Origin of the sequence: Xanthomonas sp. DAR 80977, assembly GCF_041240605.1 — a bacterium.
GTDB classification, from domain to species: domain Bacteria; phylum Pseudomonadota; class Gammaproteobacteria; order Xanthomonadales; family Xanthomonadaceae; genus Xanthomonas_A; species Xanthomonas_A bundabergensis.
On the sequence record NZ_CP162487.1, the window covers coordinates 2,140,895 to 2,164,215 of the forward strand.

General features: G+C 61.0%; 21 protein-coding genes and 2 tRNA genes. 21 read left to right on the top strand and 2 right to left on the bottom strand.

The annotated features are described in order from the left end of the window. The first annotated feature begins 43 nt into the window (after positions 1–43). Genes AB3X10_RS09095 through AB3X10_RS09115 form a run of 5 tightly spaced genes read left to right on the top strand, consistent with a single transcriptional unit; the run spans position 44 to position 5,851 of the window. Positions 44–448, top strand: coding sequence for a type IV pilus modification PilV family protein (locus AB3X10_RS09095; protein ID WP_369980907.1), 405 nt, complete (start codon positions 44–46; stop codon positions 446–448). Further along, positions 445–1,455, top strand: a complete 1,011-nt coding sequence (locus AB3X10_RS09100; RefSeq protein WP_369980909.1) for a prepilin-type N-terminal cleavage/methylation domain-containing protein — start codon at positions 445–447, stop codon at positions 1,453–1,455. The genes AB3X10_RS09095 and AB3X10_RS09100 overlap by 4 nt, the downstream gene beginning before the upstream one ends. Next, positions 1,452–1,991 (top strand): pilus assembly PilX family protein, encoded by a 540-nt coding sequence (locus tag AB3X10_RS09105; protein WP_369980911.1) that lies wholly within the window; start codon positions 1,452–1,454, stop codon positions 1,989–1,991. The genes AB3X10_RS09100 and AB3X10_RS09105 overlap by 4 nt, the downstream gene beginning before the upstream one ends. A 15-nt stretch (positions 1,992–2,006) precedes the next feature. Then, complete coding sequence (locus AB3X10_RS09110; protein ID WP_369980913.1) at positions 2,007–5,369, top strand: pilus assembly protein; 3,363 nt, start codon at positions 2,007–2,009, stop codon at positions 5,367–5,369. A gap of 44 nt (positions 5,370–5,413) precedes the next feature. Next, positions 5,414–5,851: a type IV pilin protein gene (locus AB3X10_RS09115; RefSeq protein WP_369980915.1), complete on the top strand. Its 438-nt coding sequence runs from the start codon at positions 5,414–5,416 to the stop codon at positions 5,849–5,851. A 43-nt stretch (positions 5,852–5,894) separates the two neighbouring features. Here AB3X10_RS09115 and AB3X10_RS09120 read toward each other — a convergent pair. Both AB3X10_RS09120 and AB3X10_RS09125 read right to left on the bottom strand, forming a co-directional pair. Then, a tRNA-Asn gene (locus AB3X10_RS09120) sits at positions 5,895–5,971 on the bottom strand. 56 nt (positions 5,972–6,027) lie between these two features. Beyond that, the gene (locus AB3X10_RS09125) at positions 6,028–6,555 is read right to left on the bottom strand and encodes a GspH/FimT family pseudopilin (RefSeq protein WP_369980916.1); all 528 of its coding nucleotides are present in this window, start codon (positions 6,553–6,555) and stop codon (positions 6,028–6,030) included. 146 nt (positions 6,556–6,701) lie between these two features. Here AB3X10_RS09125 and uvrB point away from each other — a divergent pair, with 146 nt between their 5' ends. The 16 genes from uvrB (at position 6,702) to AB3X10_RS09205 (ending at position 23,095) form a co-directional block, all read left to right on the top strand. Then, the gene (gene uvrB / locus AB3X10_RS09130; RefSeq protein WP_369980918.1) at positions 6,702–8,723 is read left to right on the top strand and encodes an excinuclease ABC subunit UvrB; all 2,022 of its coding nucleotides are present in this window, start codon (positions 6,702–6,704) and stop codon (positions 8,721–8,723) included. A gap of 83 nt (positions 8,724–8,806) precedes the next feature. Further along, positions 8,807–8,881, top strand: a tRNA-Val gene (locus tag AB3X10_RS09135). A 174-nt stretch (positions 8,882–9,055) separates the two neighbouring features. Continuing rightward, entirely contained in the window at positions 9,056–9,313 is a 258-nt protein-coding gene (locus AB3X10_RS09140; RefSeq protein ID WP_369980920.1) for a hypothetical protein, read from the top strand. Positions 9,314–9,347: 34 nt separating this feature from the next. Then, entirely contained in the window at positions 9,348–11,021 is a 1,674-nt protein-coding gene (locus AB3X10_RS09145) for a type IV secretory system conjugative DNA transfer family protein (RefSeq protein WP_369980921.1), read from the top strand. Positions 11,022–11,444: 423 nt separating this feature from the next. Next, on the top strand, positions 11,445–11,870 hold the full coding sequence (locus tag AB3X10_RS09150; RefSeq protein WP_369980922.1) for a hypothetical protein: 426 nt from the start codon (positions 11,445–11,447) through the stop codon (positions 11,868–11,870). Between the two features lie 61 nt (positions 11,871–11,931). Beyond that, on the top strand, positions 11,932–12,939 hold the full coding sequence (locus AB3X10_RS09155) for a virB8 family protein (protein WP_369980924.1): 1,008 nt from the start codon (positions 11,932–11,934) through the stop codon (positions 12,937–12,939). After that, positions 12,936–13,697, top strand: coding sequence for a TrbG/VirB9 family P-type conjugative transfer protein (locus AB3X10_RS09160; RefSeq protein ID WP_369980927.1), 762 nt, complete (start codon positions 12,936–12,938; stop codon positions 13,695–13,697). The genes AB3X10_RS09155 and AB3X10_RS09160 overlap by 4 nt, the downstream gene beginning before the upstream one ends. After that, on the top strand, positions 13,694–14,896 hold the full coding sequence (locus AB3X10_RS09165) for a TrbI/VirB10 family protein (protein ID WP_369980929.1): 1,203 nt from the start codon (positions 13,694–13,696) through the stop codon (positions 14,894–14,896). Before AB3X10_RS09160 ends, AB3X10_RS09165 begins: the two co-directional genes overlap by 4 nt. An 18-nt stretch (positions 14,897–14,914) precedes the next feature. Next, a complete protein-coding gene (gene virB11 / locus AB3X10_RS09170) occupies positions 14,915–15,958 on the top strand; it encodes a P-type DNA transfer ATPase VirB11 (protein ID WP_145705893.1) in 1,044 nt (347 codons plus the stop codon). A gap of 146 nt (positions 15,959–16,104) precedes the next feature. Continuing rightward, positions 16,105–17,004, top strand: a complete 900-nt coding sequence (locus AB3X10_RS09175) for a lytic transglycosylase domain-containing protein (protein WP_369981742.1) — start codon at positions 16,105–16,107, stop codon at positions 17,002–17,004. Positions 17,005–17,081: 77 nt separating this feature from the next. Continuing rightward, the gene (locus AB3X10_RS09180; protein ID WP_145706528.1) at positions 17,082–17,483 is read left to right on the top strand and encodes a TrbC/VirB2 family protein; all 402 of its coding nucleotides are present in this window, start codon (positions 17,082–17,084) and stop codon (positions 17,481–17,483) included. Then, a complete protein-coding gene (locus tag AB3X10_RS09185; RefSeq protein ID WP_369980931.1) occupies positions 17,476–17,787 on the top strand; it encodes a type IV secretion system protein VirB3 in 312 nt (103 codons plus the stop codon). The genes AB3X10_RS09180 and AB3X10_RS09185 overlap by 8 nt, the downstream gene beginning before the upstream one ends. Before the next feature lie 186 nt (positions 17,788–17,973). Next, positions 17,974–20,442 (top strand): VirB4 family type IV secretion/conjugal transfer ATPase, encoded by a 2,469-nt coding sequence (locus AB3X10_RS09190; RefSeq protein WP_369980933.1) that lies wholly within the window; start codon positions 17,974–17,976, stop codon positions 20,440–20,442. Between the two features lie 81 nt (positions 20,443–20,523). Further along, positions 20,524–21,300 (top strand): hypothetical protein, encoded by a 777-nt coding sequence (locus tag AB3X10_RS09195; RefSeq protein WP_369980935.1) that lies wholly within the window; start codon positions 20,524–20,526, stop codon positions 21,298–21,300. Positions 21,301–21,441: 141 nt separating this feature from the next. Then, positions 21,442–22,569: a type IV secretion system protein gene (locus AB3X10_RS09200; protein ID WP_369981745.1), complete on the top strand. Its 1,128-nt coding sequence runs from the start codon at positions 21,442–21,444 to the stop codon at positions 22,567–22,569. Positions 22,570–22,606: 37 nt separating this feature from the next. After that, positions 22,607–23,095: a DUF4189 domain-containing protein gene (locus AB3X10_RS09205; RefSeq protein WP_369980937.1), complete on the top strand. Its 489-nt coding sequence runs from the start codon at positions 22,607–22,609 to the stop codon at positions 23,093–23,095. Positions 23,096–23,321: the final 226 nt, after the last annotated feature.

Genomic DNA, 23,321 nt, shown 5'->3' on the forward strand with positions numbered 1-23,321 from the left:
AGTTTCAATCACGTCGCAACGCGGGGTCAGCCTGATCGAAGTGATGATCTCGGTGCTGATCATGGGCATCGGCATGCTGGGCGTGGCCGCCTTGCAAGCGACCGCGCTGCGCAACAACCAGAGCTCCTTCGAGCGCAGCCAGGTGGTGGTGGGTACCACCGGCATCTTCGATGCGATGCGCGCCAACGTGACGGCTGCCCGCAACGGCAACTACAACATGGGCATGACCTGTGCTGCGCCGACCGGCACGTCGCAGGTGGTGGTCGACCAGCGCAATTTCCTCAACTCGCTGCAGGCGATCATGGGCGCTTCGGCCTGCGGTGCGATCAGTTGCAACGCCACGGCTTGCCGAGTGACGGTACAGTGGGACGACAGCAGGGCCAGCCACGCGGCTGCAGATGCGACCGCCGCGCAAACCCAGCAATTCCAGACGGTGACCAGGCTATGAACCGCATGCGACGGAGCGGGGCGCCCATCAGGCGCTACAGCGCGGGCCTGAGCCTGATCGAGCTGATGATCTCCCTGGTGTTGGGGTTGCTGGTCGTGGGCGCGGCCATCGGCATCTTCCTCACCAACCGGCGCACCTATGCCGCCACCGAGAACCTGGGGCGCGTGCAGGAAAACGTGCGCACGGCGTTCGAGCTGATGACGCGCGATATCCGCGAGGCGAGCGGGAACCAGTGCAACAGCAGCGACAACATGGGCATGTCGAACGTCATCAACAGCCCGGCGTCGCGATGGTGGACGAACTGGTCGGGCAACAGGCTGGTGGGCGTATCGGCCAGCGGCAGCTTTCCGGATACCGTGTCCAATCGCGTCGCCAATACCGAAGGCCTGATGCTGCTGTCCTCGGGCGACGCGACCGCGATCGTCACCGCGCATACCCCGGCCTCTGCGCAATTCACGGTGAATGCGAATACCCACGGCTTCAGGAACGGCGATTTCCTGATCGCTTGCGGTCCGAACTCCGAAGCCACGGGGGTGTTGCGCATCGGTGCGCTGTTCCAGATGAGCAGCGGCCAGGGCAGCACGACCATCGGCCACGCCGCATCCGGTTCGCCAGGCAATTCCAGCAGCAACCTGGGCATCAACGGTGCCGTCTTCACCTACGGACCGAACACGATGCTCAGCCGGCTCAACGCATCGCGCTGGTTCATCGGTACGAATCCCAGGGGCGGGCGTTCGCTGTACCAGGGTGTGTTGACCAATACAGGCGGTACTCCGGCGATCGTCAATCAGGAAGTAGCCGAGAACGTGCAGAACATGGCGATCACCTACCTGATTCCCAGCGACGGCGGCTACGTCAGTGCCGCTACCGTCGGGACGCGGTGGGACCAGGTCACCGCCATCAATCTGTCCTTGACCTTCCAGACCCAGGACGCGATCGGAACGAACGGCCTGCCGGTGACGCGCACGATCAGCAATGTCATCACCTTGCGGAATCGCAACGAATGAGCACAACTTCATATTCATATCCGGCGCCAGTCGCGCGCCAGGCTGGCGTCTCCCTGATCGTGGTGCTGATGCTGCTGCTGGTGATGACATTGCTGGGGCTGGCGGTCGTGCGTGGAACGCTGATGCAGGAGCGGATGAGCGGCAACCTGCTCGATCGCAGCGTGAACTTCCAGGCTGCCGAGTCGGCCTTGCGCGAGGGCGAAGCGTTGGCGGCGGCGCAGACGGTCGTGCCGACGGGCAACGGATGCAGCGCTGGCGTGTGCGGTCAACCGGTGGCCACTCAGACCGAGCGCTGGCGCGATCCCAACTTCAACGGCTGGGTGAACGCCAGCAACACCAGCCGTAGCGCTTCAGCCTCCGCAACGCGTTTCTATATCGAATACATGGGCACGTCCGAAGCCTGGTTCGAATGCAACAGCGACGAGAAATACACGGGGCAGCCGATCTGCGTGCGGCCGATGTACCGGATCGTGGCGCGCAGCCAAGATGCAGACCGTGCCAGCGTCATCCTTCAATCAAGCTATATCGCGCCGTAAGACGGAGTCACCACCATGAGCCAGTTCCACGACGATCGTCTGCGCAAGCGCGGCTTCTTGCCCCGTCTCAATGCCTTCGCAGCGGCCTTTGCCTGCACCATGCTCGCGCTGCCGGCCAGCGCCGGTATCGTGGTGCCGAGCTATCCGCTGCAGTCGGGCGGTCGCATCGCACCCAACGTGCTGTTCATCCTGGACGACTCCGGGTCCATGGAAAGCACCTACATGCCGGATGCGGTGCCGCAGACCACCGACAGCAACAACAACAACAACATCAGCAACAGCACCTACACGCGCAATACCATCTACTACAATCCAGCGGTGGATTACGAGCCGTGGGTGGATGCAACCGGCGCATCGATGACGGGCGGGATGGATTATGCGAGCGTCTACAACGACACGCACAATCTGGCGACCCCGATCAACCTTTACGACAATACGCGGTCGTTTTACGTTCCGAAGAATCTGAGCGACACGTCGGAGGCCTATCTGGCGAACACGGCCAACTACTATCGTTATCAGATCAGGACCGATGGCGTCATCATCCGCAGCGAGTTGCTGTTCAACGTCGCGAACCAGCAGGGACTCGCCAACCGGGGGTGCAGCAACAGCAACAACGGCTGGCAGTGGAAGAACTGCATCCAGCAGACGCCGACCGGCCGAAGCGAAGCGGCGGAGCGCACCAACTTCGCGACCTGGTGGTCCTACAGCCGTACGCGCATGAAGGTGGCCAAGGGGAGCGCGGGGCATGCGTTCGCCGATCTGGGCACCAATGTGCGTGTCGGCTTCCGCACCATCTGGAAGAGGGAGAATGCAGGCAATGCGATCACGCAGGCGGTTCCCATTCCTGTGAGCAGGAACGATGGCCTGTTCGACAATCCCAATGGCGTGAACGGCAGCGACAACAATCGCTCGCTTTGGTACGACCGGTTGTACGCTGCGTATGGAAACGACGGTACGCCGTTGCACGCTGCGCTCAGTGATGCGGGCATTTACTTCAGCAGCAACTCCGCATCTGGCCCGTACGGTCCGCAATCCGGCGCTGCCCAACTTGCCTGCCGGCAGAACTTCACCATTCTGACGACGGACGGCTACTGGAACGGAAAGGGTGTGTACACGCCTCTCAACGAGCAGGACAACGTTGCGGGCAATACCATCTCCGGACCGACCGGCAATACGTATACCTATACACCGGCACGGCCTTATGCCAGTGCCGATTCGGATACGCTTGCCGACGTGGCGATGCACTATTGGAAGACGGACCTGCGAACCGATCTGGCCAACTCCGTGCCCACCAATTCCGCGGATCCCGCGTTTTGGCAGCACATGACGACATTCGCGATCTCCATCGGCGCGAAGGGCACGTTGGACCCGGCAACGGATCTGCCGGCGATCACGTCGGGTGCGAAGAACTGGCCGACCCCGATCAACAATACGATCTTCAATGTCGACGATCTGTGGCATGCGGCCGTCAATGGTCGCGGTAGCTTCATCGTGGCCAGCAACCCCAAGGAATTCACCCAAGGCCTTAAGTCGGCGCTCGGATCGATCGTGGAGCGCACCGGTACCGCCGGCAATCTTGCCGCCAACTCCAGCAGCCTCACCAGCAGCACGCACGTCTACCAGGCCAGTTTCGTGTCGGGGACATGGACGGGTGCGCTGAAGGCGATTCCGGTCACCAGCACCGGTGTGGATGCGACCAATCCCAGCTGGGTAGGGAGCCTCCCGAGCACGGGCCGCAATATCCGCACGTGGAACGGCACGACCGGTGCGGCCTTTCCCACCTCCGCGCAGCAGACGGCATTGGCGCGTACGGCGACATCGACCGCTGCCGCGGTGACGGGGGCCAACAATGCGGCCTACATCGCCGGAACCCAGGACCTCGAGCTGAACCGACCCAACGGCTATCTGCGTACCCGCAGCACCTTGATCGGCGACATCGTCAACTCCTCTCCGGCCTACGACAGCGTCAGTGGGACGATCTTCGTGGGTTCCAACGACGGCATGATGCATGCGTTCAATGCTGACACCGGCGTCGAACGCTTCGCCTATGTGCCAGGCGGCCTCAACTTTACCGACCTGGCCACCCTCAGTGCGCCGGACTACGACCATCGTTTCTTCGTGGATGGTCCGATCAGCCTTTCCCGCAAAGACCAATTGAGCAACCAGACCACCCTGGTGGGCACGCTCGGACGCGGCGGCAAGGGGATCTATGCACTGGACGTCACCAATCCCGACGGTTTTTCCAACAACAATGTGCTCTGGGAAAAAGTGGGCGACAACCAGGCGTCCACCACGTCCGACAACAACATGGGCCTGAATCTCGGCGCTCCGGTCATCGCCAAGCTCAACAATGGCGAGCTCGGCGTGATCGTGGCCAATGGCCCCAACAGCACCAACGAGCGCGCCGTTCTGTTCGTGTACCGGCTCAGCGATGGTGCGCTGCTCTCGGAAATCGATACGGGCGTCGGCTCTTCCTCGTCTCCGAATGGCCTGTTCGCGCCGGCCGTGCGCGACGTCGACGGCAACGGCACCATCGACTACGTCTACGCTGGCGACATGCAGGGAAACCTCTGGCGCTTCAATCTTTCCGCCGCGACCTCCTCCAGCTGGAACGCCGCGGGCAACCGCCTGCGCATGTTCACCGCGACCAACTCTGCCGGTACCGCGCAACCCATCACGTCGGCGCCGGCGATCGCGCGTGACCCGGCGACCTTCTCTCTGTGGATCTTCTTCGGTACCGGCCGGTTCCTGACCACCGACGACGTGACCAACACGACGGTGCAGACCGTCTATGGCATCAAGGATTCCACGACCACCGTCGCCAAGGCCGACCTGCAGCGCCGGAAGTTCGCGGCCAGCGGCGTGGTCAACAATCAGAGCGTACGTGTCATGGAGGCCAACAGTGCGCTGGGAGCCGGCAAGAAAGGCTGGTATCTGGACTTGATCGATCCGCCGGTGGCCGATCCTGCGCCTGCGACCGCCAACGGCGAGCGTGTCTATACTGGCGTGAATGTCATTTCCGGCGTCCTTACCTTCACCAGCAACATCCCCGACGACGACCCTTGCCTGCCTGGCGGCAAGGGTCAGGACAACGCCATCGATGCGTTCACCGGTTCCAGCCTCAGCCAGTCGTTCTTCGATCTGGACCAGGATGGATCGTATGCCGACGAAACGCTGACGGTGAATGGCGTGACGATTCCTGTCGCGTCGGTCGCCTTGGGTGGCTTGGGTAGCGCGAGCAATTACTTCACCGGCGGTGCGGGCGGTAGCGGAGGCCTGGCGTGCCTCAACATCAACGATGGCAGTGCGGTCTGCAAGAAGATCCGCGAGATTCGCAAGGTGGGGCGTGTGCAGTGGAGGGAGGCAATCCAGGAATGAGTACGCCAACATCAAACGTCCCCCATATCCATCGGAGCCATGGCATGCGTAGTCGTCGTCGATTTTCAAGGCAGCGCGGTTTCAGCCTGATTGAACTCATGATCACGGTGGGGATCATCGCAATCCTTGCCAGTATCGCCGTGGCCAGCTACAACTGGGCGATGATCAAGGCGCGGCGTTCGGCCGCAGCGGGGTGCGTGCAGGAGGCCGCGCAATACATGGAGCGTTTCCACACCACGAACATGAGCTACGTGAATGCGGACAGCAGTGCTCCCACGCTCCCGGCGTGCAGTGCCGACGTGACCAACTTTTACACGGTTAGCCTGGCGTCCAGCAATGCGACAAGCTTTACCATCACCGCAGTGCCAATCGCCGGAAAGTCCCAGGCTAGAGACGGTGAGTGTGCGACGCTTCAGATCAATCAACTAGGCACCCGCTCGGTTACTGGCAGTTCGTCCGCCACTCCGGAAAAGTGCTGGTGACGCAAAAAAAAAACCGCCGATCAACGGCGGTTTTTTTTGAACGTGGCGCCCGAAGTTGGACTCGAACCAACGACCCCCTGATTAACAGTCAAGTGCTCTAACCGGCTGAGCTATTCGGGCGAGGCGCGTATTGTAGGCACATCTTTCCTAACTGGCAAGCGCCCAGCTTCCTCTGCTCATGGCGTGCAGGGCGGCCCGTCATTCAGGCGTACTGCGCGTGCCCGCCCGGTGGTGCTGACCACCACCTCGGCCACGATGGCCTGGCGGCTGCAGAGCCGGAACGTGAGATTGTTGCCCGCACTTCTTCCGTCGGGGAGATAGCGCATCTGCGGGCGTCCCGAGGACGACAGTATGCGCAGGCTTGGGCTTCCGGGCGCTGCCGACGCGGTCAGGATGTCGCTGCCGCGGTCCGGTTGCCGATTTCCGTCTGGATCGGCGTAGATGATCCATTCGCCGCTCCACTCGCCGCCGCGATCGCAGTGTTGGCGGTTGGTGGACGGACACAGGGCGACAGGTTGTCCCCTGGAGATCGCCCAGCTCCGTGCGAGCGCCAGTTGCGCGAGCATCTCGTTGCTGGCCGCACGCTGCCGGTGCCTGTCCAGCACCTGGCCCAGGCTGGGCAGGCCAATGCACAACGCGACCGCGGCGACCGCCATGGCGGTCAGTATCTCCATCAATGTGAAGCCTTGCGTCCTTGCGTTCATGGCGCCTCCTCGACTGGCAGGGCCAGCCTGGACTCGGGCGCAGGGCGAGGGCATCGCCGGGATGCCGACCGGCCTGTAGGGGTTTTCCAGACGCGGCTGTCATCCGGCGCTGGCTATACTCATCTGTCGTCTCAGGGTGATGATCCATGTCCGACCGTTTCCAACTCGTATCGCCGTACTCGCCGGCCGGCGACCAGCCGCAGGCGATCGAGAAGCTGGTGGCCGGCTTCGAGGCCGGCCTGGCCAAGCAGACCCTGCTCGGGGTGACCGGTTCGGGCAAGACCTACACCATCGCCAACGTGGTCGAGGCGATCCAGAAGCCGACCCTGGTGATGGCGCCGAACAAGACCCTGGCGGCGCAGCTGTACGGCGAGTTCAAGGCATTCTTCCCGAACAACGCGGTCGAGTACTTCGTCAGCTATTACGACTACTACCAGCCAGAGGCCTATGTGCCGTCCTCGGACACCTTCATCGAGAAGGACAGTTCGATCAACGAGCACATCGAGCAGATGCGCCTGGCCGCGACCAAGACCCTGCTGTCGCGGCGCGACGCGCTGGTGGTGGCCACGGTCTCGGCGATCTACGGCCTGGGCGCGCCGGAGGACTATCTGTCGCTGCGCCTGATCCTGTCGATCGGCGAGCACATCGACCAGCGCCAGCTGATCAAGCACCTGACCGACCTGCAATACACCCGCAACGAGTACGAACTGCACCGCGGCACGTTCCGCGTGCGCGGCGAAGTCATCGATGTGTTTCCTGCCGAGTCGGACAGCGAGGCGCTGCGCATCGAGCTGTTCGACGGCGACGTCGAGCAGCTGACGCTTTTCGATCCGCTGACCGGCGAGACCCTGCGCAAGCTGCAGCGCTACACGGTCTACCCGAAGACCCACTACGCCACCACCCGCGAGCGCACGCTCAGCGCGGTGGACACGATCAAGCTCGAGCTGAAGGAGCGACTGGAGCAGCTGTATGCGCAGAACAAGCTGGTGGAGGCGCAGCGGCTGGCGCAGCGTACCCAGTTCGACCTGGAGATGATGGCCGAGGTCGGCTACTGCAACGGCATCGAGAACTACTCGCGGCATCTCACCGGCAAGGCCGCGGGCGAGCCGCCGCCGACCCTGTTCGACTACCTGCCGGCCGACGCGCTGCTGGTGGTCGACGAGTCGCACGTCACCGTCCCGCAGATCGGCGCGATGTACAAGGGCGACCGCTCGCGCAAGGAGACCCTGGTGGAATTCGGGTTCCGCCTGCCGTCGGCGCTGGACAACCGGCCGCTGCGCTTCGAGGAATGGGAGGCGCGTTCGCCGCGCAGCATCTATGTGTCGGCCACGCCCGGTCCGTACGAACTGCGCGAGTCGGCCGGCGAGATCACCGAACTGGTGGTGCGCCCGACCGGATTGATCGATCCGGAGGTGGAGATCCGCCCGGTCGGCACCCAGGTCGACGACCTGCTGTCGGAGATCGGCCTGCGCGTGGCGGTGGGCGATCGCGTGCTGGTCACCACGCTGACCAAGCGCATGGCCGAGAACCTCACCGAATACCTGGGCGAGCACGGGGTCAAGGTGCGCTATCTGCACTCGGACATCGACACGGTCGAGCGCGTGGAGATCATCCGCGACCTGCGCCTGGGCAAGTTCGACGTGCTGGTGGGCATCAACCTGTTGCGCGAGGGCCTGGACATGCCCGAGGTGTCGCTGGTGGCGATCCTGGATGCGGACAAGGAGGGCTTCCTGCGCTCCACCGGTTCGCTGATCCAGACCATCGGCCGCGCCGCGCGCAACCTGCGCGGCAAGGCGATCCTGTATGCGGACCGGATGACCCGCTCGATGCAGGCGGCGATCGACGAGACCGGGCGTCGCCGCGAGAAACAGGTGGAGTACAACCTCGAGCACGGCATCACCCCGAAGTCGGTGGCACGGCCGATCGTCGACATCCTGGAGGGCGCGCGCGCCGATGGTGCGGTCGAGGCCAAGTCCGGCAAGGGCAAGGGCCGCCGGGTGGCCGAGGAGCCGGCCGACTACCGCATGCTGGAACCGGCGGAAGTCGCGGCCCGGCTCAAGGCGCTGGAGCAGAAGATGTACCAGCATGCGCGCGACCTGGAGTTCGAGGACGCGGCGCGGGTCCGCGACCAGATCAAGAAGCTGCGCGACGCCAGCCTGGTCAGCTGAGGCTTCGTGCCCGCGGCTATTGTTCTTGGCCGCAAGGTGGGCTAAGATTCGCGCCCCTGCAGCGGTATGGCCGCAGCAGCGATGGGCGGTTAGCTCAGCGGTAGAGCACTACCTTGACATGGTAGGGGTCACAGGTTCGAACCCTGTACCGCCCACCACGACATGCAAGCGATGCACTCGTGGAACACAACAAGCCGGCGCCCGCCGGCTTTTTTGTTGTCCGTCGTCCAGGGGGCGGGGGAGGGTTGCCTGTCCCCGGGCTGCGGCGGGTGGCCCTGGCGCCCGGCTTGCTTTAGCATCCAGGCCGACGATCAGGCGAGGAGGCCGTGCGCATGATGGAATATCATCATACGATTCAAGTCAAAGGACGCTACCAGCTGGTGGCGTTGACGCGCGAACCGGAATACAGCCCCGGCAACGTGGTGGGCTACACCGTCACCACCGAGGGCGGCGCGCGCCTGGATTCGCACGACATGTCCTGGGACGAGGCGCGGGTCTGGATGGACACCCTGGTCGAGCAGGACGGCGCCAGCGTCGCTGTCGAAAAAAAGCCGTCCAAGAGCAAGCCGAGCGCCCGGCGCCGAAGCTAGAATAGCCGCCACGGTGCATCAGGGAGGATAGGGCTTGTCGAATCGTAAGATCGTCGCGGCTGCAGCTGTCGTCGCGCTCACTGCCATTGCCGGCTATTTCCTGTCCGGCTACCTGGTGCTGCTGCTGCTCAAGCTGGACACGCGCCTGTTCGGGCTGGGCACCTACTACGAATACGTGCATGCCATCGGCTTGCCGCAGGTCGCGCCTTTCGTCGGCAAGATCAAGTGGGCCGGCTACCTGGGCTTCGGCTTGCCCGGTCTGCTGTGCCTGCTGACGCTGGTGCTGATGTTCAAGCCGCGCAGGCAGGCCTTGCACGGCGACGCCCGTTTCGCCGGCGCCGGCGACCTGGCCAAGCACGGCCTGTTCAAGCAGGGCGGCAACGGCATCGTGGTCGGCAAGTTCCGCGGCAAGCTGGTGCGGCTGAGCGGGCAGCAGTTCGTCATCCTGGCCGCGCCGACCCGCTCGGGCAAGGGCGTCGGCGTGGTGATCCCGAACCTGCTCGAGTACCAGGAATCGGTGGTGGTGCTGGACATCAAGCAGGAAAACTTCGATCTCACCAGCGGCTGGCGCGCCAGCCAGGGGCAGGAGGTGTTCCTGTTCAACCCGTTCGCCGAAGACCGGCGCACGCACCGCTGGAATCCGCTCAGCTACGTCTCCGACGATCCCGCGTTCCGCGTTTCCGACCTGATGAGCATCGCCGCGATGCTGTATCCGGACGGCTCGGACGACCAGAAGTTCTGGGTCAGCCAGGCGCGCAACGCGTTCATGGCGTTCGCGCTGTACCTGTTCGAGAACTGGGACGACGAGCGCAACATCGGCTTCCCGGGCGGCCTGGGCACGCCGACGCTGGGGGCGATCTACCGCCTGTCCTCGGGCGACGGCAGCGACCTGAAGAAATACCTGAAGTCGCTGTCGGAACGGCGCTTCCTCAGCAGCAACGCCAAGTCGGCGTTCTCCAACATGCTGTCGCAGGCCGAGGAGACCTTCGCCTCGATCCTGGGCACGTTGAAGGAACCGCTCAACGCCTGGATCAATCCGGTACTCGATGCAGCCACCAGCGACAACGACTTCCTGCTGACCGACCTGCGCAAGAAGAAGATGACCATCTACATCGGCATCCAGCCCAACAAGCTGGCCGAAAGCCGCCTGATCATCAACCTGTTCTTCAGCCAGATCATCAACCTCAACACCAAGGAACTGCCCAAGAGCAACCCGGAGTTGAAGTACCAGTGCCTGCTGCTGATGGACGAGTTCACCGCGATCGGCAAGGTCGACATCATCGCCTCGGCGGTGTCATACATGGCCGGCTACAATGTGCGCCTTCTGCCGATCATCCAAAGCATGGCGCAGCTGGACGCGACCTACGGCAAGGACGTGTCGCGCACCATCATCACCAATCATGCACTGCAGATCCTCTACGCTCCGCGCGAGCAGCAGGATGCCAACGACTATTCGGAGATGCTCGGCTACACCACCTTCCGCAAGCAGAACGTCACCCGCGGCAAGGACGTGACCCGCAGCGTGTCGGAAGAGAGGAGGGCGCTGATGCTGCCGCAGGAACTGAAGGCGATGGGGAACGATCACGAGGTGTTCCTGTACGAGGGCATCCCGCATCCGGTGAAGTGCGACAAGATCAAGTACTACAAGGACCGGCACTTCACCGCAAGGTTGAAGCCGAAGGTCAATGTACCGACGCTTTCCTTATGACCTAACGTGACGTGGTTCGCAAAATTTTTGGCAATCTAGTCGGATTGAACGCTTTTTTGCCAAATGCTTGACGTGAGCATTGCCCTGCGGCACATTCTCGCGATGCTGGTGCGGGGCAATTGGCAATAGGAACAGGGGCGTGGGTTCTCAGGACGCACGCGAGGGTGACATGGAAAGTTTTCTGTCAAATTCCGTTTTTCTCGGCGCTGAACGCCTGTCCTCGGACGACCTTCGTCTGCAGGAGCGTGTGCGTGCGCCGGATTTGCGCGCCCCCCGACTCTGTCAGCAGACTCTTGCGCCGGCTGTGTACCGCGCCGTGCCGTTCCTGTGGCGAAACCTGCAGTTCTCAGACCGTCGGCGCTGTGCCGGCCGTCCATCAAAAAACGTTTCCGCAATTTAGAGGCTCGCGTGAAAAGAACGCATATGTTTCGGATGATCGCCACTCTGAGCGCCGTTGCGCTGCTGAGCGCCTGTGCCACCAGGCCGGCGCCTGATTTCCGCGGCAGGTGGAAGCCGGTCAACCGGTTCTCCGAGTCGACGATGGAGATCCCGCTGTACTCCTCGTACGTGTACCAGGCCGTGCCGATGGACGGCACCTTGAAGACGATGCTCGAGCGCTGGGCCAAGGACTCGAACATGCAGCTGGCCTACAGCATCCAGTCCGACTACACGCTGTATGCGCCGGTGGCCAAGATCAACACCACCAGCATCCAGCAGGCGGTCGCCGAACTCAGCGTGGTCTATGCACAGGAAGGGGTCTCCGTCTCGGCTGCAGGCAACCGCATCCTGGTCCAGCCCGCCTCCTCGCTGAGCGGGGCCGCAGCGGCCGGCGGCGACAGCGCGAAGTGACTTTACTGACGGGGCGGCTTGCCTGCCCCCGCAGCCACATTACGTAACCTGGTGAAGTCTGATGTTCGGTAAAAAACCAGTTGAGAGCGAAAGCGTCAACAAGGCGGTTGCAAAGGCTGTCAACTACGAGGTCAGCATCGCTGATCTGGCGCGGCGCAGCGAGCGCCGTGCGTGGTGGGTCGCGTTCGGCGCGATCGTCATGTGCCTGCTGCTGGGCGGCGGCTATTACTACATGCTGCCGTTGAAGGAGAAGGTGCCGTATCTGGTGATGGCAGATGCGTATTCTGGTACTTCAACGATCTCCAAGCTGCAGAATACGGCTGATATCACCAATATCACCGCCAGCGAAGCGCTGGCCAGGAGCAACGTCTCCCGTTTCATCACCGCGCGCGAGTCTTACGATTTCGCGATGATGGGCCTGAGGGATTGGAAGACGGTCTTCGCGATGTCTGACGCTCCTGTCGCCAGCGAATACAAGGCCTTGCACGCTGCGAACAATCCATCCGCTCCGTACTTCACTTACGGCAAGGTCAGGGCGATTCGCGTCAATATCTTGAGCATTACCCTGCTCGGTGGCGGCGGAAAGCCCTATACCGGCGCCAATGTCCGTTTCCAGCGCAGCATCTACGAAAAGAGCTCGGGCCAGACGACGCTGCTCGACAACAAGTTCGCGATCATGGGTTTCCGCTACAACAGCAACCTGGCCATGGAGGACGATCTGCGGATCGAAAATCCGCTCGGGTTCCAGGTGACCGACTATCGCGTGGATGCGGATTACGCCGCTACCCCGGCGCCGCCACCGGCGTCCTTCCAGGCGCCGGCGCCGGTCGCGCCGACACAGCCAGTCAATCAGCAGTTGATGCCTGGTCAAGTGCCCGGCCAATTGCCAGGTCAGCCGATGCCGCAGCAGGCAGCGCCCGGTTTCAATGGAGCGGCGCCCGTTCAACAGCAGGCGCCGGTGATGAACGCTGCGGGCGTGCCCGTCTACCCAGGCACGCAACCCGCTCCGGTGGCGCCCGCGCCGAACGCTGCACCTCAGAACAATGGCAATGGAGCGAACGTTAGATGAGTTTCATGACTAAAAACGGCTCGGCGCAGATTGCGCTGCTTGCCCTGGCTTTGGTTGCGCCGCTCGCGTCCGCTCAGGTTGTCCAGCAATACGAGTATGAAGCGGACAAGATCTACCAGGTGCGTACCGGCCTCGGCATCACGACCCAGGTGGAGTTGAGCCCGAACGAGAAGATCCTCGACTACAGCACCGGTTTCACCAGCGGTTGGGAATTGAGCCGTCGCGAAAACGTCTTCTATTTGAAGCCGAAGAACGTCGACGTCGATACCAACATGATGATTCGCACCGCGACCCATTCCTATATTCTGGAATTGAAGGTCGTGGCGACGGATTGGCAGCGACTGGAGCAGGCCAAGCAGGCCGGCGTCCAGTACAAGGTGACCTTCGTCTACCCGAAGGACACCAGTTTCGCCGCTGCCAGCGAAGAGGTGAAGGACGAGTCGCAGATCGATACCAGGCTGTCCAAGGACAGGCACTATTACTTCGACTACGACTATTCGACGCGCTCGAAGCAGACGTGGATCGTGCCCAATAGCGTGTACGATGACGGCAAGTTCACCTATATCAAAATGGATCTCACCAGATTCCCCACCGGCAATTTCCCGGCCGTGTTCGCGCGCGAGAAGGAAAACGATGAGGACTTCCTGGTCAACACGACGGTCGAGGGCAACACGCTCATCGTCCACGGGACCTATCCTTTCCTGGTTGTCCGCCACGGCAAGAATGTTGTCGGCTTGCGTAGGAATAAGCAAAAGTGAACTCAAACATACCTCCGTCTGACGAAAATAACGGCCACGCCGAGGGTCAGCCTCGTTCTCCGCAAGGCGGGGACGCCGGCAAGGAAAATCCGTACTTCGCTCGCCAGCAGCAAACCGCGGATCCGGATCTGGATGCCAACGAACCGGTCCTGAGGTCCAGCGACCTGCAGAAGCTCAACCGGAAAGCGTTGCTGTTCCTGGGCGCCATCGCGTTGCTGCTGATCGTCGCCATCTTCTGGTTGGTCGGCGGAAGCGACTCGAAAGAGCCGCCGCCGAAGCCGCGCCAGGAAGCCGTGGTGGCGCCTGCCCTCCCACAGACGACGGCGCCGTTGCCGACGCAGCCCGCTGAGCCAGTGCCTCTGGTGCAGGAGCAGAACCTTCCGCCGTTGCCGCCGATGCCGACGGACAACGACATCCGGACGACGCCTGCCGCGCAACAGGAACGCGGTCCATCGCTGCTCGAGCGGCGCATGGCGGGCATGCAGCAGGATCCTGCGCAAGTCGGCGGGGGCCAGGCAGGAGGGCTCGGCGGCATGCTGCCTCCTGGCGCGCAGCAGCCGGGCTCGGGCAAGGATGAGCAGGTGACCTCGGCAACGCCGATCGCCAATCCGGACGGCCTGTTGGTGCGCGGTACCTACATCAGGTGCGTGCTCGAGACGCGGATCATCACCGATTTCCCGGGCTTCACCTCGTGCATCATCACCGAGCCGGTTTATTCGATTAATGGCCGACGCCTGTTGCTGCCGAAGGGCTCCAAGATGCTGGGTCAGTACAATGCGGCCGAGCCCACCGGTCCACGGATGGAAGTCGTCTGGGATCGGATCACCACGCCCACCGGTATCGATGTGACGCTGATGGGGCCGGGTATCGACAATCTTGGCAGCTCCGGCCATCCGGGCCAGTACAACGCGCACTGGGCCAGTCGCATCTCGTCTGCGCTGATGATCAGCATGCTCAGCGATGCGTTCAAATGGGCGGCGGCGGAACACGGTCCCGAGACCACCACCGTAGGCCTCAATTCGGGACTCGTGACCGAGCAGCCGTTCGAGAGCAATACGGCGCGGACGGTGCAGCGCATGGCCGACCAGGCATTGGAGCGTTCGGGGCGTCGTCCTGCGACGGTGACGATCAACCAAGGCACCGTGGTCAGCGTCTATGTCGCAAAAGACGTCGATTTCACTGCCGTGCTGACCCGCTGACAGCGACGAGACAATCACGTGACGCTCGACGATTCACCGACCGCGCAGATATCTTCGGATTTCCTGGATTACCAGTACTCGGTACTGGGCATCCTGGATTATCTGAATTCGCCGGAAGTGACGGAAATATGCATCAACCGTCCCGGCGAACTGTATCTGGAGACGCTGCGCGGCTGGCAGAAACTGGATATTCCGTCGCTGACGTTCGATCGTGCGCGCCAGTTCTGCACCGCGGTGGTCAACGAGAGCAACACGGGTCAGCGCATCACCGATACGGATCCGGTCGTGTCGCTGACCTTCCCGACCGGGCAGCGTGCGCAGTTCGTCATTCCGCCTGCCTGCGATGCGGGCAAGGTGTCGATCACGATCCGTTTGCCGTCCAAGCACACCAAGACCTTGGAGCAGTACCAGGAGGACGGATTCTTCCAGGAGATCCTGGAGCAGGAAGCGGGCATCAGCGAGCAGGATCGCGAATTGCTCGAGTTGCGCAGGCAGCGCAACTATTCGGAGTTCTTCAAGAAGGCCGTACTGTTCAAGAAGAACGTGGTCGTCGCCGGAGCCACCGGCAGCGGCAAGACCACCTTCATGAAGTCGTTGGTGAACCATATTCCCAACGAAGAGCGCCTGGTCACGATCGAAGACGCACGCGAGCTGTTCATCAGCCAGCCCAATACCGTGCATTTGCTCTACTCGAAAGGTGGACAAAGCGCGAGTAACGTAACGGCAAAGAGCTGCATGGAGGCTTGCCTGCGCATGAAGCCCGATCGCATCATCCTGGCGGAGTTGCGCGGCGACGAGTCGTTCTACTTCATCAGAAATTGCGCATCCGGCCATCCGGGTTCGATCACCAGCTGCCACGCCGGCAGCATCGGCCAGACCTGGGATCAGCTCGCGTTGATGGTGAAGGCGTCGGCGGAAGGTTCGGGCCTGGAATTCTCGGTCATCAAGCGCTTGCTGATGATGACGATCGACATCGTGGTGCATATTAAATCGCACGCGGGGCGACGCTATATCACGGGTATCGATTTCGACCCGGAACGAACGCTTCACGGAAGCAAGTGAATTTGTTCACGAAGGTGATTGCTGAAGCTGTATCAGATTGACTTTGATTTTCTCTTCAGTCACTATTAATTTGCGTGATCTGCGACTGCATGGTTCTCAGGCCAATAGTCGACGGATATAGGAGGAATGACGGCATGTTGCCAGGCATGGAACTACTGAGCTGTCCTGAAATGGCGGTTCCGGCTGAAGTGATGCAGCACGTCGTGCGCGTCGAATCGTCGCACAATCCGTTCGCGATCGGGGTCGTCGGTGGTCGCCTGGTGCGCCAGCCGCAGAATCTCTCCGAAGCCGTCGCCACCGCGCGGATGCTCGAGGACAAGGGCTACAACTTCTCTCTCGGCCTGGGCCAGGTCAACCGCTACAACCTGGTCAAGTACGGGCTCGATTCGTACGAGAAAGCGTTCAAGACCTGCCCCAATCTCCAGGCCGCGTCCAAGATCCTGGCCGAGTGCTACGGCCGATCCGGCGGCAATTGGGGCAAGTCCTTCAGTTGCTATTATTCGGGCAACTTCGAGACCGGCTACAAGCACGGCTACGTGCAGAAGGTCTATGCGTCCATCAGCCAAGGCCGGGCGCTCGCCGTGGCGTCCGCCGATGCCATCCCGGTCGTGCCGAATGGCGTTCGTCGCCCGGCCCAGGCCGCCAAGGCATCCGTCGTGCGCGAACTCGACTCGGTCGTTTCGCGACGCATCGCCGGCGCCAACCAGCTTGCCAACGGCTTGGCGACGCAGGCCCAGCCATCTGCACTCTATCCGGCTGCTGCTGCAGCGCCTGCCCTGGCGCAGCCGGCTGCCCAGCCGGCCAATCCAATATCGAATGCCTCCGCGATGCAAGTGGGTCAAGCGGCAGGCACCGATGCACAGTTGTATGTAATACGCCCGACAAGCGCCGGCAAAGGAGTGGCGGTGCCTGCTGGTGGCGGAGCCGATCCAGCTTCGCAAGCATCTGTGGGCAGGGCCTCGGCCCTTGGCAGTCCCACACAGCCGGTCGTCCCTAGCTTGAATTCGCCGCCGCCACCCCCCGGCGACGGCGCCTTTGTGTTCTAGCGTAGGGAAGCAGCACCGCCATGGGAATGGCGCCTTTGATCACAACCCCTCTGTTCCAAATCAGGAGATACACCATGATGTCCAAGAAGAGTGAAGTGACCGCCAATGCAAAAGTCGCCGGCATGGCTGCGCTGAAGGCTCTGGTCTTCGTGAGCACGCTGTTGCTCGCTGGTACCGCGATGGCGACCGGCGGCGCTGCCGATTATGCCGGTACGGATGGCAAAGTCTGCGGCTTCCTTGGCAAGACGAACAATATCCTCAACATGGCCTCTATCGTCGTCGTCACGATTGCCGTCGTGATCGCGGGCTACCAGATCGCCTTCGCGCACAAGCGCATCTCGGACGTCTCGCCGATCCTGATCGGCGGCGTGCTGATCGGCGCTGCGGGCCAGCTGGCCAAGATGCTCATCGGCGATACCGGTCAGCAGGCTTGCACCGCGGGCATCAATCTCGTTCAGCAGGCCATGCATTATGCATAAAAACGTACTTTTCCGCGGCTGCACGCGTCCTGCCATGTTTTTGGGGGTTCCTTATATTCCCTTCTTCATCGGCGCGGGTGGCGGTTTGCTGGCGGGAATGTACTTCAATCTTTGGTATCTGTTGTCGATCCCGGTGATCATCTTTGCCATGCAGCAGATGACCAAGCGGGACGAGATGATATTCAGGATGCTTGGGTTGCGCTGGATGTTCAGGATGCGCGTACGCAACCTGCAGCGCTACTCTGGCGCATGGGTATTTTCTCCAAACGAATACCGGAGAGACGTGCCTGGCGCCAAGCGGTAAACCGACTTAGCGCCAGCGCCTTGACCCCATGCACGAACACGTCGTTTCGTGCATGGGGTTGTTCGGTTTTACCGTGTTGCACGAATTTTTGGTTGCACGAATGTTTGTAGTAGGTACGCGTTCGACTACTCCCGGTTCGTCCGAATCGGGCCTTGGCAAGACGAAATGGATTCAGAGTAATTCCCTATGTTCATCCCAGACAGTTCGATCAGCGAGTTCATCCCCATCTCTACGCATGTGGCGCCGTCGGTGCTCAAGACGACGGGTGGGGACTACATGTTGACCTGGCATCTGGGCGGGCTGCCTTTCGTCGGCCGCGAAGAGTGGGAAATCGAGCACCGCCACAACACCTTCAACCGCATGCTGCAGACCTTGCGCGCGCCCGACTTCGCCAACGTGGCCTTTTGGGTGCACGACGTGCGGCGTCGCCGGCGCATCAATTCTCGCGGCAAGTTCCGGCAGACGTTCAACCAGGAATTGTCGGAGCAGTACTACAGCGCGCTTTCGTCGCAGAAGATCATGCAGAACGAGCTGTATCTGACCATGCTCTATCGCCCGGTGGTCACCGGTAAGCGTTTGATGGAGAAGTCGGCCAACCTGGCGCAGCTGCAGTCGGAGCAGGATCAGTCCGTCGCCAAGATCGTGGAACTGGCCGGCAATGTCGAGGCCGTGCTCAAGGACTACTCGCCCTATCGGCTGAGCATGTACGAGGCCAGCAATGGCGTCGTGTTTTCCGAGGCGCTGGAATTCTTCGGCTATCTGATCAACCGGATCGACGAGCCGGTGCCGGTCCTGCAGGCGCCGGTGCCCGCATACCTGCCGGTGAGCAAGCACATGTTCGCCAACAAGACGGGCGACTTCGTCATCAAGACGCCCGAGGGCACCAATCATTTCGGTGCCATCCTGAATATCAAGGAATATACCGACGGTACCTATCCCGGCATTCTGAACGGGCTGAAGTACCTCGATTTCGAATACGTGGTGACCCATTCCTTCAGTCCGATGGGGCGTCACGATGCCCTGAAGGTGCTGGATCGGACCAAGGGCATGATGATCTCGTCCGGCGACAAGGCGGTCAGCCAGATCCACGAGTTGGACCTGGCGATGGATCAGCTGTCGTCGGGCAACTTCGTGCTGGGCGAGTACCACTTCACCATTGCGGTCTACGCCGACACGCAGGAGAAGCTGTCGCAGCAGATCGCGACCACGCGCGCCGAACTGTCCAATGCCGGCTTCGTGTCGTCGAAGGAAGACCTGGCCATCGCCTCGTCGTTCTACTCGCAGCTTCCCGGCAACTGGCGCTATCGCACCCGCCTGGCGAACGTGAGCTCGCTGAACTTCCTGGGCCTGTCGCCGCTGCACAACTTTGCGCAGGGCAAGCGCGACAACAATCCGTGGGGCGAGTGTGTCACCACGCTGCAGACCACCAACGGCCAGCCTTACTACTTCAATTTCCATGCGACGCACCCTGCGGAGAATTCGCTGGGCGAAAAGGCGATCGCCAACACCATGGTCATCGGCAAGTCGGGTACGGGCAAGACCGCGCTGATCAACTTCCTGCTCAGCCAGGTGCAGAAGTTCGACCCGATCCCGACGATCTTCTTCTTCGACAAGGACCGCGGTGCCGAGATCTTCGTTCGCGCCTGTGGCGGCAATTATCTCGCCCTGGAAAATGGCCGTCCCACCGGTTTCAATCCGTTCCAGTGCGAGCGCAGCGAAGCGAACGTGCAGTTTCTGGCGGACCTGATCAAGGTGCTTGCCGGCAAGGCCGAATATACCTCGCGCGACGACGAGGACATCTTCCGCGCGGTCGAGGGCATGCTGGATACGCCGATGCAGCTGCGCAGCATGACCAATTTCCGCAAGAGCCTGCCCAACATGGGCGACGACGGCCTCTATGCGCGCATGCGCAAATGGACCGCGGGCAACTCGCTGGGCTGGGTCTTCGACAATCCGGTCGATACCATCAACCTGGAAAAGGCCAGCATCATCGGCTTCGACTACACCGACGTCATCGACAACCCGGAAGTGCGCGTACCGGTCATCAATTACCTGCTGCACCGGCTCGAGGCCTTGATCGACGGGCGTCCGCTGATCTACGTGATGGACGAGTTCTGGAAGATCCTGGACGGCAAGGGCGGCCTCAAGGAATTCGCCAAGAACAAGCAGAAGACCATCCGTAAGCAGAACGGCATGGGCATCTTCGCCACCCAGAGTCCGGAAGATGCGTTGGCCAGCGACATTTCCGCAGCGCTGGTCGAGCAGACCGCCACCATGATCCTGCTGCCCAATCCGAACGCGAGCAAGGAAGACTACATGGAGGGCCTCAAGCTGACCGAGGCCGAATACCAGGTGGTGGTCAACCTGGACGAGCGCTCGCGCTGTTTCCTGGTCAAGCAGGGCCATGGCTCGTCTGTCTGCCAGCTCAACCTGCGCGGCATGGACGACGCGCTGTCGGTCATTTCGGCATCCACCGACAATATCGAGATCATGCACCAGGTGCTGGAGCAAAAAGCCGCTGAGCACGGGGTGACGCCGGATGACTTGCGGCCCGAGCAATGGCTCAGCGAGTTCTATGCCAAGCGCAAGGGCTCGGGCAAGTCCGCGGGCAAGCCTTCGGCATCGGACAGCAAGGGCGCCGCGGCGCTCGCTTGATCGATGTATCCGTTGAAAGATATCCCTTGAAAGATCGTTTCGTTCTACATGACTAGCTGTGAGGTCTATATGGACAAGAATATGAAATCCTTCGCTCGATTCCGCCTGCTGGCGATTGCTTGCGTCCTGTGCGCGTCGGCGCCCTCGACCGCGTTCGCGCAGTGGTGGGTGCAGGACGACAAACAGATCGAGGAAAACAAGACCAACACGGACACGCTCGACAAGAAGCTCGACAAGATCCGTGAGGACAACAAGATCGGCGCCAAGGACTCTGGTGAAAAGCCGAGCGGCGAGGAAGTCGAGAAGTTGACCGATGAGATGAAGCCGAAAAAGATCGACGCGAACTATGGCGTCGCGGCATGCAACGCGACCAAGGGGACGCCTGTCACCGACGGGCAAAAGACCAACTGCGAGCTCATCCAGAAGACCAAGAACGCTCAGTTCAATTACATGGTCGCGATGTATGAAATCACCACCAAGCGTCTGCAGCGTCTTCGCGATCTCGAGAACGAGCGCAAGAACATCGAAGAGACCCAGATCGGCAAGCTGGAGGACAACACCAACAAGCTGATCGCGCTCAAGACCTTGATGGACATCGATCGCCAGCAGATGGAGTCTGCGATGTTCGCTTACGACATCCGCCTCAAGTACCTGCAGACCCAGCAGTCCAGCGAAGCGGAGTCGGCGATGAAGGGCAAGAAAAACAATCCTGACGGCGGTGGCCTGTTGGGCGATCTCGTCGGGTCGATCACCGATATGGCGCAGGCTGCCGTGGCGGGTGCGGTGATGAAGACGGCCCTGGAGGGCGTGAAGACCAGCAAGCCGTCCGACATGAGCCGGTTGAGCTACGAGAAGTAAGCAGTAGGCGGCGATCGCTCCACATCGATCTGCCGAACATTTTCTGGTCGCCCTCCTTCGAGGGCGGCCTCCGAATCAATATCCGGGTGTGCGCTTCGCCCGCATGGAAGATCCAATATGTTTAATGTGATTGCCGGCTTGATGGACTCGACACTCGGCGGGGGAGGGCAAGTAGGCCTTGGCTCCTTCCTGGGCAACATGGCCAACTATGCGTTCTTCTCGCTGATCAACGATTATCTGCGGGACGAAATCGACATCTTCCAGTGGACGCTCTTGCAGCGCACCACCATGTGGATGGGGGCGATCGCGCTCACCTTGCTGACAATTTGGATATTGATCCAGGGTTATCGCGTGGCGACCGGCCAGATGCGCGAATCCGCGATGTCCCTGGTCGTCACCGCCCTGCGCGCCACGTTGATCATTGCGGTCGCGACTAGCATGGCGACCGGATCTTCCAAGCTTTACTGGACCCTGACCGACGGCCTGAGCAAGGAGATCACCGAAGTCGTCACCGGCGACGACGAGAGTCCCTACAACAAGATCGACGAGAATCTGTTGATCATGCAGACCGCGTTGGCCAGCATCGATGCGTTGCAGGCAGGTGGCAGCGAGGAGCGCGAATCCGACAAGACCCGCGCACGTTGGTTCATGGGCCTGGGCATTGCAGGGCCGGGCGTGGTCGCTGGTTCGATGCTGCTGCTGAACAAGATCGCGATGGCGCTGTTCGTCGGTTTTGGGCCGCTGTTCATCATGTGTCTGCTATTCAATGCCACGAAGCAGCTTTTCAGCAAATGGTTGTACTACGGCATCGGAACGGTGTTCTCGCTGTCGGTATTGAGCGTCATGGTGGCAATCACCACAAAGGTGGTGGGCGCCGTGGCATTGGCCTTCGTGACGAAGTGGGCAATGAGCAGCGCCTTCGATTTCAACGGCGAAGGCGTCAGCAGCATGGCCTTGCAGCAGGGAGGATTGGGCTTGGTGATGACGACGCTGGTAGTGACCGCGCCCCCGATGGCGGCAGCGTTCTTCCAGGGCGTGCTGGGCCAGTTCAGCCCGTACTCGGCGATGGGTGCTGGTGGTGGCGGTGCCGCTGCTGTGCCGGCTGGGCCGGGTGGAAGTTATGTGCCTCGCCAGCAAGCTCTCGATGGTTCTCCTAATGACAGATCGAGTGCAAGCGACGTAAAAGTAGATGGGCGTAGTTTTTCTGGCGCTCAAACTGTTCCAGCGGAGCCAGGACGTTTGGGCAAAGCTAACGTAACTAATGGGTGATTTTTTAGCGAGACACCTTTGTACTGTGGAGTTGGTCATGGCTTTTAAATCACTTGTGGCTGTTTTGGCCTGTGTATCTTGGGCTACTGCGAGCGCTCAAACCGCCTGTCCGGTTGGTACGGCTCCCGGTTCTGCTACTTGTGGACCTTCTCCTACTCAAGAAATTGCTTCCCCCCCTCCCAGGCCCTCGGGGGAATGGATTAAAACATGGGGCAGTATTGCTACGTCGTCTAGCGGCGGTGGTGGAGCGAGCTCAGGAAGAATCACTAAGCAAGAGGCTGAAGATGTTGCTTTGCAAAATTGCATATCTTCTGGGGAAAAAAATTGCAGAATCGAATTCACTTATAAAAATCAATGCGTTGCACTAGCGTATCCCCTAAATGGAAATGGTGGCATGTTTTCTACAGCTGCCACTGTAGAAGTTGCTAAGGAGAGGGCAATAGCCAAATGTAAAGCTGAGGCTGCAGGAAAAGAGTGTGAAGTTGCGGTTTCGGAGTGTTCAAATCCTGTTTATAGAAGTTATTGATTTATTGGTTACCTATTGTGCTGTTTGTATTTTTGATGTGGGCATCAATGATGCCGTCTCGATATGTGCGTGTGGGTGATGTCCTGTTCTAATCAATACGTCGTGATGCTTGACGGTATTGAATGAAGTCGAATTTGGCAATTCTTCTGTGACCCGTCCAAGTAGTGCTGTAAAAGCTGTAATTGTCCTAATTGAAGGATGCAAAACAGCTAAAAACTATTTTATT

Excerpts from the sequence above, each read along its gene's own strand:
- AB3X10_RS09205 (WP_369980937.1), top strand. The coding sequence starts at position 22,607 with ATGGCTTTTAAATCACTTGTGGCTGTTTTGGCCTGTGTATCTTGGGCT.
- AB3X10_RS09125 (WP_369980916.1), bottom strand. The coding sequence starts at position 6,555 with ATGAACGCAAGGACGCAAGGCTTCACATTGATGGAGATACTGACCGCC.
- AB3X10_RS09180 (WP_145706528.1), top strand. The coding sequence starts at position 17,082 with ATGTCCAAGAAGAGTGAAGTGACCGCCAATGCAAAAGTCGCCGGCATG.
- AB3X10_RS09155 (WP_369980924.1), top strand. The coding sequence starts at position 11,932 with ATGTTCGGTAAAAAACCAGTTGAGAGCGAAAGCGTCAACAAGGCGGTT.
- AB3X10_RS09110 (WP_369980913.1), top strand. The coding sequence starts at position 2,007 with ATGAGCCAGTTCCACGACGATCGTCTGCGCAAGCGCGGCTTCTTGCCC.
- AB3X10_RS09150 (WP_369980922.1), top strand. The coding sequence starts at position 11,445 with ATGTTTCGGATGATCGCCACTCTGAGCGCCGTTGCGCTGCTGAGCGCC.
- uvrB (WP_369980918.1), top strand. The coding sequence starts at position 6,702 with ATGTCCGACCGTTTCCAACTCGTATCGCCGTACTCGCCGGCCGGCGAC.
- AB3X10_RS09095 (WP_369980907.1), top strand. The coding sequence starts at position 44 with ATGATCTCGGTGCTGATCATGGGCATCGGCATGCTGGGCGTGGCCGCC.
- AB3X10_RS09100 (WP_369980909.1), top strand. The coding sequence starts at position 445 with ATGAACCGCATGCGACGGAGCGGGGCGCCCATCAGGCGCTACAGCGCG.
- AB3X10_RS09175 (WP_369981742.1), top strand. The coding sequence starts at position 16,105 with ATGGAACTACTGAGCTGTCCTGAAATGGCGGTTCCGGCTGAAGTGATG.
- AB3X10_RS09140 (WP_369980920.1), top strand. The coding sequence starts at position 9,056 with ATGATGGAATATCATCATACGATTCAAGTCAAAGGACGCTACCAGCTG.
- AB3X10_RS09190 (WP_369980933.1), top strand. The coding sequence starts at position 17,974 with ATGTTCATCCCAGACAGTTCGATCAGCGAGTTCATCCCCATCTCTACG.
- AB3X10_RS09115 (WP_369980915.1), top strand. The coding sequence starts at position 5,414 with ATGCGTAGTCGTCGTCGATTTTCAAGGCAGCGCGGTTTCAGCCTGATT.
- AB3X10_RS09105 (WP_369980911.1), top strand. The coding sequence starts at position 1,452 with ATGAGCACAACTTCATATTCATATCCGGCGCCAGTCGCGCGCCAGGCT.
- AB3X10_RS09160 (WP_369980927.1), top strand. The coding sequence starts at position 12,936 with ATGAGTTTCATGACTAAAAACGGCTCGGCGCAGATTGCGCTGCTTGCC.
- AB3X10_RS09200 (WP_369981745.1), top strand. The coding sequence starts at position 21,442 with ATGGACTCGACACTCGGCGGGGGAGGGCAAGTAGGCCTTGGCTCCTTC.
- AB3X10_RS09185 (WP_369980931.1), top strand. The coding sequence starts at position 17,476 with ATGCATAAAAACGTACTTTTCCGCGGCTGCACGCGTCCTGCCATGTTT.
- AB3X10_RS09195 (WP_369980935.1), top strand. The coding sequence starts at position 20,524 with ATGAAATCCTTCGCTCGATTCCGCCTGCTGGCGATTGCTTGCGTCCTG.